At 37.3% G+C, this 2,944-nt stretch carries 2 protein-coding genes and 1 pseudogene; all 3 read left to right on the forward strand.

Annotated elements, in window-relative coordinates; all coding sequences use genetic code 11:
• The first annotated feature begins 289 nt into the window (after positions 1-289).
• Positions 290-1,390, forward strand: a complete 1,101-nt coding sequence (locus B2X72_RS11155; RefSeq protein WP_088160704.1) for a TlpA family protein disulfide reductase — start codon at positions 290-292, stop codon at positions 1,388-1,390.
• 103 nt (positions 1,391-1,493) lie between these two features.
• The gene (locus B2X72_RS11160) at positions 1,494-2,189 is read left to right on the forward strand and encodes a response regulator transcription factor (protein WP_088160705.1); all 696 of its coding nucleotides are present in this window, start codon (positions 1,494-1,496) and stop codon (positions 2,187-2,189) included.
• Positions 2,190-2,427: 238 nt separating this feature from the next.
• Positions 2,428-2,944 (forward strand): annotated as a pseudogene (locus tag B2X72_RS11165) (amidohydrolase family protein); the annotation flags it as partial.

The following is a 2,944-nucleotide window of genomic DNA, read 5'->3' on the forward strand; positions in this document are numbered from 1 at the left end:
AAGAATCCAGCGGGATTAAAAGGTGCAATGGGGCGAGCAATAGATTTCTTGAAATAAATTTTAGGGGTAGTTGAACAGGCTACTTAGCTGAACTAGGATGTAAATAGATGATTTTATTTCCTAAATATACAATACGAAACCATCAGATTTATTCGACTTCTTCCTTGGAAGATCCGAATAAATCTGATCGTTTTCACGATTCTTTAAGCTGCGACATGTAGCGTGAATCAAACAGAGCAAAGCCATTTGCGTAATTGGGAATAGGTACTTAACAAATAAAAATAAACGGATGAAAAAGGCAGTTTTTTTAGCAGTAGTAGGGATCGTTGGTTTGATGATGGGTTGCCAAAATAAAGAACAGTTTACCATCGCTGGAAATGTCGAAAATCCTGGCAATATCAAAGTTATTTCATTGTATGAAGGTGATACCAAGCTGGATTCTATGTTTTTTGGCGATAATAACAAATTTCAGTTTGTACGACCTGCTAGCCAATCCAGATTGTTGTCCTTGCGTGTCGGTAAAAATCGGTACGATTTAATTGCTTCTCCGGGGGAGACAATTACATTTAAGACAGATTTGCATAAAGATGTAAATGATTACCAGGTTGATGGTTCTGAATTGTCAAAGACTATACAGCCTTTTGCCAAAGAGCGAAATTATCGCGATTATCTACAGGACTCATTGCAGACGGTGTTTTCAAAGCTAACGGCCAATTCCACAGCAGCTGAGATCGAAAAGATTCGTGCTGAATATAAATCAAAGTTTGCAGAAGAATTGCGTGCATATACAAAAAAAGCAGTCGATTTCTCGAATAAGCACAATGATCTTGCAGGTTTTTATGCAATCTCTACCTTAGATCCTGAAGTAGCCGAAAATGAAATCATTACCTATGCAGATAAAATAAAAAATGAATTTACGGAGAACAGATATGTAACACAGTTTAAAGAGGAGACCCAAAAACTGAAAAAAATGGCAATTGGGCAACCTGCTCCTGAGTTGACTTCTTTTACACCATCAAACAAAGAAGTTAAATTATCGAGTTTTAAAGGGAAATATACTTTGGTGGATTTTTGGGCTTCATGGTGTATGCCCTGTCGCCAGGAAAACCCTAATCTCGTTAGGTTGTACAATACCTATCATGGTAAAGGCTTTGATATACTCTCCGTTTCATTTGATGATAATCCTGGTTCCTGGATGCGTGCTATCGAAGATGACAAGTTAACTTGGACACATGTGTCAGATTTGAAGGCTTGGAGCTCACCGGTTGTCATTGATTACCGTGTTAAAGCCTTGCCTACCTCATACATTCTCGATCCGAACGGCATTATTATAGCAAAGAACTTGCGTGGAGAGGAACTGGAGGCATTTTTGAAGAAAACAATTAAGTAATCAATGTGTTATTGTTAAATATTATATTACTTAATAATTTGGTAACATTAGATTAACTGATTGTTATCATTTTGTTTATAATTTAGCAAAAAAAATAAGACAAATGAGTTCTTCGAAACAAAAGATTTTAATTGTTGATGACGAAAAAGATATCTTGGATTTAATTGCATTCAACTTAAATCGTGAAGGTTATCAGGTCTCTACAGCGCAAAATGGAGAAGAGGCAATCAACGTTGCTAAACAAGTAAATCCGGACCTTATCATTTTGGATGTGATGATGCCAAAGATGGACGGAATTGAAGCTTGTCGCATCATGCGCGCAATGCCTGAATTCAAAAGTACATTCATGGTATTTTTGACTGCAAGAAGTGAAGAGTATTCGGAGATCGCAGGATTTCATGTCGGTGCAGACGACTATATAGCAAAGCCAATTAAGCCGCGTGCTTTAATGAGTCGTATAAACGCTATTTTAAGAAGAAATACTTCTGAAGAGTCAGATGCCACTGTTCAAGATAAGATTGAAATTGCCGATTTGGTCATTGATCGAGATTCTTTCTTAGTTTACAAAGGGGAACAAAAGATTGTTCTTGCAAAGAAAGAGTTTGAGTTATTGTATCTATTGGCTTCAAAACCAAACAAGGTGTTTACGCGTGAGCAGATCTTAAAGAGCATTTGGGAAGATTCTGTTGTTGTAACCAATCGAACAATTGATGTTCACATTCGCAAGTTGCGCGAAAAGATAGGTGATGATTATGTAACCACCGTAAAAGGAGTAGGATACAAATTCGATAAAGAATAAAAAGAGAGGCTAGGGCCTCTTTTTTTTTGCGATTAACTTTCCGGAGTTTAGATTTAATGCGATTCGTCTTGCGCCAAATCTCGACAAATACGAGTAGGATATTTCAAATTTGACATAGGAGGAAGGAGAGAATTTAAGGAGAAATTTGTCCTCCATATAGGCAACTCTTTATCGAGATAACTTGATATCACCACAACAAATCTTTACTTTTGACCTAAAGCAAAGTAAAAATTTCAACATGTCATCTATTCTTATAAAATCTGCGCAACTTGTCAATGAAGGTAAAGTTGAGGTTGCTGACGTATATATCAGCAATGGTCGAATCGAAATGATTGCTCAGGAAATTAATCATCCTGCTGATCAGGAAATAAATGCTGAGGGGCTACACTTGCTACCTGGACTTATTGATGACCAGGTTCACTTTAGAGAACCCGGTTTAACTTATAAAGCGGATATATGGCATGAGAGCCGTGCCGCAGTTGCCGGTGGGACAACCTCCTTTATGGAAATGCCTAACACTGTTCCTAATACGTTGACCCAACAATTGCTTCAAGATAAATATGATATTGCAGCAAAAAATGCGCTGGCCAATTATTCATTCTTTATGGGGGCAGCTAATGATAATCTTGAGGAGGTACTTAAAACGAATCCAAGAAATGTCTGTGGTATAAAAGTTTTTATGGGCTCCTCTACTGGCAATATGCTGGTTGATAATGAAAAATACCTTCCAACGCTTTTTCATTATCAACCAGCAT

It is taken from the genome of Sphingobacterium sp. UBA7253, from assembly GCF_002472745.1.
In the GTDB taxonomy this organism is placed as follows: domain Bacteria; phylum Bacteroidota; class Bacteroidia; order Sphingobacteriales; family Sphingobacteriaceae; genus Sphingobacterium; species Sphingobacterium siyangense.